Source organism: Selenomonadales bacterium (genome assembly GCA_017442105.1).
Taxonomy (GTDB): domain Bacteria; phylum Bacillota; class Negativicutes; order RGIG982; family RGIG982; genus RGIG982.
In genome coordinates, this window is the sequence record JAFSAX010000085.1 from 1 (window position 1) to 8,377 (window position 8,377).

At 48.5% G+C, this 8,377-nt stretch carries 8 protein-coding genes; all 8 read right to left on the reverse strand.

What is annotated here, in order from left to right; translation table 11 throughout:
- Window positions 1-471, reverse strand: a 471-nt coding sequence (locus IJN28_03195; GenBank protein MBQ6712779.1) for a membrane dipeptidase, incomplete at its 3' end; no start/stop codon positions are given.
- A 52-nt stretch (window positions 472-523) separates the two neighbouring features.
- A complete protein-coding gene (locus IJN28_03200; GenBank protein ID MBQ6712780.1) occupies window positions 524-3,445 on the reverse strand; it encodes an insulinase family protein in 2,922 nt (973 codons plus the stop codon).
- Window positions 3,446-3,465: 20 nt separating this feature from the next.
- Complete coding sequence (locus IJN28_03205; GenBank protein MBQ6712781.1) at window positions 3,466-4,005, reverse strand: DUF456 domain-containing protein; 540 nt, start codon at window positions 4,003-4,005, stop codon at window positions 3,466-3,468.
- Window positions 4,006-4,182: 177 nt separating this feature from the next.
- On the reverse strand, window positions 4,183-5,457 hold the full coding sequence (gene purD / locus IJN28_03210; protein MBQ6712782.1) for a phosphoribosylamine--glycine ligase: 1,275 nt from the start codon (window positions 5,455-5,457) through the stop codon (window positions 4,183-4,185).
- A gap of 19 nt (window positions 5,458-5,476) precedes the next feature.
- Window positions 5,477-6,070 carry an IMP cyclohydrolase gene (locus IJN28_03215; protein ID MBQ6712783.1) on the reverse strand — a complete coding sequence of 198 codons (594 nt, stop codon included), beginning with the start codon at window positions 6,068-6,070 and terminating at the stop codon, window positions 5,477-5,479.
- Window positions 6,071-6,097: 27 nt separating this feature from the next.
- Window positions 6,098-6,712, reverse strand: a complete 615-nt coding sequence (locus tag IJN28_03220) for a phosphoribosylglycinamide formyltransferase (protein MBQ6712784.1) — start codon at window positions 6,710-6,712, stop codon at window positions 6,098-6,100.
- Entirely contained in the window at window positions 6,705-7,766 is a 1,062-nt protein-coding gene (locus IJN28_03225) for a phosphoribosylformylglycinamidine cyclo-ligase (protein MBQ6712785.1), read from the reverse strand. Before IJN28_03225 ends, IJN28_03220 begins: the two co-directional genes overlap by 8 nt.
- Window positions 7,767-7,886: 120 nt before the next feature.
- Entirely contained in the window at window positions 7,887-8,375 is a 489-nt protein-coding gene (gene purE / locus IJN28_03230; protein ID MBQ6712786.1) for a 5-(carboxyamino)imidazole ribonucleotide mutase, read from the reverse strand.
- Window positions 8,376-8,377 lie beyond the last annotated feature (2 nt).

Here is an 8,377-nt window from a genome sequence, read left to right on the forward strand (position 1 = left end):
CTCTCGACCAAACGCCGTCAGCCCCTTATCCGTATCACGATATCCGATATTCGGATACCCAAGCTCATTCGGATAATTCCACGTCAACGTAATAAGCCGTATACCTTCTTCGTAAAGCGCAGCCAGATGCTCCGTCTTACCTTCGAGCGCACCGCCTTCTTCTATCGTAAGAAAAGCTGCTATCTTCCCCTCGCGCTCTGCTCGCTCCATGTCTGCCGCCGACCGTGCAAGCACCACCGCATCAGCACAGTTCGCCAATTCTTTTTTGGCAAATACCACCATATCTTTTGCCATTCGATACGGCGAATCTACTTTCGTCTTATCAAAATAACATGCTAAGAACTGCGCACCGACACCGCCTTGCACAAGTTTTCCCAAATCGACTTGCCCTGTATTCTCACGTAAGTCACCCCTGCTCGCACCACACATCAATGCAGATATCGTATCTGCATGAAGATCAATACACCGCATAACGTTCCCCTTTCGACAAAAAGCGAGAGGCCTTGCCTCCCGCTTTTCTTTCTTATTTCATCAACGACACGATACTGCCGAACATTGCTTCGTTCTCACGTATCTTCTCTTCTCCGCCGACAACGCAAAGATAGTTCTCTGCCATCGCCGCGCGAATCATTTCACCCGCCGTACGAATATCTTTCTGCGTCGCAGACAATATCTCGCTGCGTTCTCGTTGGAGATCATCATGCGTCACACCACGCAGATAACATTCTGCTGCTCCATCTCCGCGCATCGCAGGAGTAAGCGGCGTGTCGATACCGCTCATCGTACCGATGATATACTTCGTCATCTCACGTTCGGGCACATCGAAGTTCATCAAGTAATCGCCCGTCGTATCGAACACTTCGACCGTTTCCGCAAGATTCGGATCGCGGTACGAACCGAGGTACATATTCCCGTTACGACGGAAATTAACAAGCGCACCGTACGCACCGCCTTGCACGCGGATCTTATTCCAGAGATGGTCATATTTCAAAATCGTTTCTACGACCTTCAGCACACCGCTATATTGATAACCAAGTTTGCAAAAGTTCGCACCTTTGACAACGTACTGCACTTTCCCTGCCGTCATCAAACCTTCGTTCTTCTTGCCGAAAGTGAAAGTATATTCCTGCGCAGGATATTCTTCATCCGAAAGCACACTGTCCAAGGACTGCCATGCTTTTTGGAATACTGTATAATCTTCTGCATCTGACGTTACGCTGACAAGAAGATTTTTTTTGCAGAAAAGAAGTTTTGCAACAGACGACAATTTTTCAGCAAGCTGTTCTTTTTCTGCATCGAAATTTTTCGCCAAACGGTCAATGAAATCAAAGAACGGCACAACACCTTCTTCATTATATTTCGATACTGCCGATACATACGACAACACACGACCGATCGCGACCTGATGACCGCTTTTCAAAAGATGCATCGAAACATTTTCGCGAATACGACCGATGAGTTCTTTCATGCGTTTTTCATCGGTAAATCTGCTCATCGTCAACACTTCTGCCAAAAGCTCCGTCAATCGTTCTGCCTTCTCTGTAAGCACCTTGCTCTTCACACGAAGGCGAGGTTCGATCTCTTTTGAGCCGTCTTCTACCGAATAGCTGAGTAAGTCATAGCCGATACCGCCCGTATCGAGATTGATACGATTCGCCAATTCCATATAAGACGATCTCTCCGTATCGACCTTACCCAGAAGTTCTACGAGCAGATATCCGTACATCAAGTCTTCCTGCGGAAGCACCTTCGCATCAAAGTACATCGACAGATAGACGATCTTATTCGTAGGAATGTTATGGTGAAGTACCGTTACACCATTTTCCGTCTTTTCCTCGCAGATGATAGGTGGTTCTGTTTTCTCCAGATCATCGAGCGACAGAAGCGGGATCGTATTGAGTGCCTCCTCTGTATCAGGCGTTTCTTGACGGATCGCCAATCGCTCGGCATCTTCTTCGATTCGGCGAATATCTTCCTCCGTCAAGGTCGCTTTGTATGCTGCCAACTTCGCACGAAGTTCTGCCGCCTTACGCTCCGTCAAACCGACTTCAGGCGACAAGACAACGAGCGTTTCATGCGTATTATTCAAGATACGCTCTTTGATCAATCGTTCAAAATAATCCGTATGAAGTGCCGTCTTGACATTTGCCAGAGCCTCTTCATATTCGAGATAGATGAACGGCGACTCATCGTAGAGCCAGCTGTTCATCGCATTGATACCGTAGATAAGGCCTTTCGGCGTGCGACCGAAATCTGCCTCGCGAATCTTAAATTCGATCAAGTTGAGCGATGCCTCAATGAGCTGTTTATCGATACCGTTCGTTACCATATCACGAAGCGTTTCTTTTACCACTTCGACAAAACGCGGCGCATCTTCCTTATTCGCACCGTTGACCTCGATCACGAACGTCGGCTGCAGCATCCCATCGTTGCAACCACCGTTGACATCTTTGCCAATGCCTGCCTCTGACAACGCTTTTTTCATCGGTGCCGCCTGGCTCTTGAGAAGCATATGCGCAAGTATCTGCATCGCCAAGACCATTTCCGCTTCCTTAGCATCACCGATAATATAGTTGAGCGACAAGAACGTCTTATCGTTCGTATCTTCTTCTGCCGAGATCGGATACGTGTCATAGACCTCTTTCGGCTCATCGAACAGCGGCTGATATGCGATCGTCGAATCGAGCTCCAGTCGCGTGAAATTCGACAAATATTCATCATTGATAAACGCCAATTTTTCTTCGATATCACAATTACCATACAAGAAAATATAGCTGTTCGACGGATGATAATATGCTCGATGGAACGCCAAGAAGTCTTCCTGCGTCAAATTCGGGATAGCATCAGGCTCACCGCCCGATTCGTATCCATACGTCGTATCAGGAAACAGCGATGTCATGACCTTCTGATCGAGAATCGACTCAGGCGACGAAAGCGCACCCTTCATCTCATTATATACGACACCGCGATATGCCAGTTCACCGTTCTCGTCGATTTCGTAGTGCCAGCCTTCCTGCATCAAAATCTCACGTTCATTGTGCATCGACGGATAAAACACCGCATCAAGGTAAACATCCATCAAGTTGTGAAAATCCTTATCATTACAGCTTGCGATCGGATACATCGTCTTATCGGGGAACGTCATCGCATTCAAAAACGTATTCAGCGACCCCTTGACCAATTCCACAAATGGCTCTTTGAGCGGAAATTTGCGCGAACCACATAGAACAGAATGCTCTACAATATGCGCTACCCCCGTATCATCGGACGGCGGTGTTCTGAACGATATCGAAAACACCTTATTTTCATCCTCATTTTTCACATACAAAAGCTGTGCGCCCGTCGCTACGTGCTCCATCCAATATCCCGTCGATTGAATTTCTTTTATCATACGGCTCTCGCGCAAACGAAAACCGTGGATCACATCACCAATATTCCAGTTCATTTTATTACCCCTTTTCTATTCTATAACGACATCGGCATCGGTGACGTCCACGGCAACTGCGATACGATATAAATGATAGCCGCCAATGCCAGCACGATCTTTGCCAATACACCGGTCATCTGTCCTACCGCTACGCCGACCGCTACACGACCTGCTTTGTCTTTATCCTTCGCCTTCGAATACTCTGCCAAATAGCTTCCGAGAAAACCACCGCACACCAGCCCAATGATAGAGCCTATCAGCGGAACGATGCTCGACCCGATCAGCGCACCGCAAAATCCGCCGAATACCGCACTGACCATCGCACGCTTCGATGCCTTTTCCTTCTTCGCACCAAAAAGACCTGCCAAGAACTCCACACTCTCGGCGAGCAGAATGAGAACAAGAACGATCGCAAGCGACTCATACGACAAATAAAGAAATCCGCTGAGTGCCGCATAAGCAAGTACACTGAAAAAAAGAAGCAGATTTCCGGGAAGCCCCATCGAAATAAGCCCCACACTTCCAAGCATTGCTACGATCAATATCACATTCGAAATTACCAATGCGCCAAATTCCATCTTCATTCTCCTATTCTAAATCAGACTTAGATATCCTTATACATATTCTAGGTTTTTTGCATTTTTCCTGTTCAAGAGAAAAACATTCTCAATCATCCTATCTATGCCTATATACAACAACAGGACTTGAAGCATATTACTTCAAGTCCTGTTATCATGTTGTTTTTCGTTCGCTTTTTATTTGAGTCTTGCGATCGCACGGTATGCGATATCATTACGATAGTGAACGTCATCGAAGTGAATCGATTTGACTGCCGCATATGCGTTGTCTACGGCTTTTTGTACATCAGTACCGATCGCTGTTACGCCGAGGACACGGCCGCCGTTCGTTACGATATTACCGTCTTTTGCCGCTGTACCTGCATGGAATACGGTCGCGCCGAGCTCAGCTGCTTTATCAAGACCGCTGATAACATCGCCTTTGCGATAGCCTTGCGGATAACCACCCGCCGCCATTACGACGCATACTGCCGCACCGTCTTTCCACTGAATGTCAAGATCAGCAAGGTTGCCGTTGACGCACGCCATCATGACTTCTGCCATGTCACTGTCCAAAAGCGGAAGTACGACCTGCGTTTCGGGGTCGCCGAAGCGTGCATTGAATTCAATGACTTTCGGGCCGTTTTCCGTGATCATAAGACCTGCATAGAGGCAACCCGTGTACGGCATTCCTTCTGCTTTCATTGCCGCAACAGTCGGCTCGAGAATCTCTTTTTGAACGCGAGCAAGCACGTCAGCCGTTACGACAGGTGCAGGAGCGTATGTACCCATACCGCCTGTGTTCGGACCTTCGTCGTTGTCGTAAGCACGTTTGTGATCCTGCGAGGAGATCATCGGAACGATCGTCGTACCATCGCAGAACGTAAGGATGGATGCTTCTTCGCCTGTGAGGAATTCTTCTACTACGACTTGGCATCCTGCCGAGCCGAATGCTTGGTCACACATCATCATGTCAACTGCTTCGAGTGCTTCGTCGAGCGTCATCGCTACGACAACGCCTTTACCTGCAGCAAGGCCGTCAGCTTTGATAACGATCGGTGCGCCTTGTTCTACGATATATGCTTTTGCGGCTTCTGCATCAGTGAATACTTCAAAAGCAGCCGTCGGGATACCGTATTTTTTCATGAGATCTTTGGCAAACGATTTGGAGCCTTCGATCTGCGCAGCTGCCTGCGTTGGGCCAAAGATCGCAAGACCTTTCGCGCGGAATGCGTCTACGACACCGTTCGCGAGCGGAACTTCGGGGCCTACGATCGTAAGGTCGATCTTGTTTTCGAGCGCGAATGCAACGAGTGCATCATTATCAGTGATATCCATCGGTACACATTCTGCGATCTGTGCGATACCCGGGTTGCCCGGTACGCAATATACTTTTTCTACGCTCGCGCTCTGCGCAGCTTTCCAAGCCAATGCGTGTTCGCGACCGCCACTGCCAATTACTAATACTTGCACAACTTCCACTCCTGTCTTATTATTTTGCGAGCTGTTCGCTCAAGTATTTGCTGATGCAAGCATCATATTCGGACGTATGCGTGAATGCTTCATATGCGAGCTGCATACGGAGTTTGTCGCTTACGCCTGCGCCTGCCTGCACTTGTTCGATGATCTCATCATAATGTGCAGGGTTTACTACAACGGATACGTATTTGAAGTTTTTCGCAGCTGCACGGATCATAGCCGGGCCGCCGATATCGATGTTTTCGATTGCTTCTTCGAGCGTTACGCCTTCTTTGGCGATCGTTTCACGGAACGGATAAAGGTTGACGACAACGAGATCGATGCCTTTGATCTTATGCTGGATCATAGCATCAACATGTTCTTTGTTGTCGCGGATCGCCAAGATACCGCCATGGATGTACGGGTTGAGTGTTTTTACACGACCGTCCATGATTTCGGGGAAGCCCGTTACATCGCTGACATACGTTACAGGGATACCTGCGTCTTTGAGTGCTTTCATCGTGCCGCCCGTAGAGATGATCTCTACGCCTGCTGCCTGCAATTTGCGTGCGAATTCAACGATGCCTGTTTTATCGGATACACTGATCAATGCTCTTTTAATCATCATAATGTTCATTTCCTCGCTTTTCTTATATTAGTCGCGATTGATGCGAACTTTGCGTCCTTCAATCGTAAGTCTGCCTTCTGCATAGAGGCGGATCGCTTCAGGATAAATTTTGTGTTCTTCGACGAGAACACGAGCGGCCAAGCTGTCATGGTCGTCATCTTCCATGACAGGCACAGTCGCCTGCAAGATGATCGGGCCTGTGTCCATGCCTTCGTCAACGAAGTGAACGGTACAACCCGATACTTTCGCACCGTATTCGAGTACGAGCGAATGAGCATCTGCACCCGTGAAGGACGGCAAGATCGAAGGATGGATATTTAAGATGCGATGTTTGAACGCTTGTACGAATACAGGCGTCAAAATGCGCATGAAACCTGCCAATACAACGAGCTCAACACCATGCGCACGAAGCGTTTCAATAAGCGCATGTTCAAACGTTTCTCTGGAATCATATTCTTTGCGATTGACACAAATAGCAGGGATACCTGCCGCACGCGCACGATCGAGTGCTTTTGCTTCCGGTTTATCGGTGATAACAACGCCGACGCGAGCAGGAACAGTGCCTTTTTCGATTGCATCGAGGATCGACTGGAGGTTGCTTCCGCGACCCGATGCCATTACGCCAAGCACAAGCTTACTCACCGAATACGCCACCTTTCAAGATCGCTTCGTGGTTGCCTTTTACGACTTTACCGATGACGTAGTTTTCTTCGCCTGCTTCTGCCAGGTGAGCACGAACTGCATCTACATCGTCAGCCGATACGATAAGGATCATACCAAGACCCATGTTGAACGTACGATACATTTCCGGCCATGCTACGCCGCCCCATTCTTTGAGGAGATCGAAGATCGGAAGACGCGGCCACGTCGTTACATCGATCTCTACGCTGCAATCGTCGGGAAGGATACGCGGAATGTTTTCGTAGTAACCGCCGCCCGTGATATGTACCATGCCGTGGATATCAAATTTTTCGATAAGCGGCAAGCATACTTTCGGATAAAGGCGAGTCGGTGTGAGAAGTTCTTCACCGATCGTTTTGCCAAGTTTTGCAATATATTCACTGCCGTCCATGCCTTTGACATCGAAGCAGATCTTGCGCACGAGAGAATAACCGTTCGAGTGTACGCCCGAGGACGGAAGACCGATGAGTACGTCGCCTTCGGCAACTTTTTCACCCGTGATCATTTTCGGACGATCGACGATACCGACTGCGAAACCTGCGATATCGTATTCACCATCGGAATAGAAGCCTGCCATTTCAGCCGTTTCGCCACCGATGAGCGAGCAGCCGGATTCTTTACAAGCACGTGCTACACCGCTGACGATGGAAGCAACTTTTTCCGGTTCGAGCTTGCCTACTGCGAGGTAGTCAAGGAAGAAGAGCGGTTCTGCGCCCTGTACTAAGATATCGTTGACGCACATTGCTACAGCGTCCTGACCGATCGTGTCATGTTTGTCAAGCATGAACGCGAGTTTGAGTTTCGTACCGACACCGTCAGTACCCGATACGAGGATCGGTTCTTCATAGTTTTCTTTGGCAATTTTGAAAAGGCCGCCAAAACCGCCGAGATCGCCGAGAACTTCCGGACGATATGTTGCTTTTACATCCTGTTTCATCAACTGAACGGCACGATTGCCCGCATCGATATCAACGCCGGCATCAGCATATGTCAGCTCTTTTTTTTCTTCGCTCATCACAAATCCCCCTACAATTCATCTTTCTTGGAAAAAAGCGCAAAGCGAGAGACTGATTTTCGCTTCCCTCGCTTGCTATTTTTTTGTTTTTTAGATTACATGCTGTTTATAAAAACTTACTCAGTCCAGATCTGCTGCTACACGAGCGGCTTTTGCCTCTACTTCCGCAGCCATCTGCACGCGATGCTCTTTCAGCTTCGCAGCAACTTTTTCATCGCTGACACCAATGATCTGTGCAGCGAAGATCGCAGCATTTTTCGCACCGTTGATCGCCATGGTAGCAACAGGAATACCGGACGGCATCTGTGCAATACTGAGAAGCGCATCCATCCCGCCAAGCGGTGTACAGTTGATCGGAATGCCGATAACAGGAAGCGTCGTCAAGCTGGCGATCACACCACCCAAGTGTGCTGCCGCACCTGCCGCTGCCAAAAATACTCTTACACCACGCTCAGGAGCTTCCGATACGAACGAATGCAAGCGTTCCGGCGTACGATGTGCCGAAGCGACCAATACTTCCGATTCAATACCAAAATCTGCAAGCATTTTTACTGCAGGTTTCAAGATCGGCCAATCGGAATCACTACCCATGATAATTGCAACTTTCATGC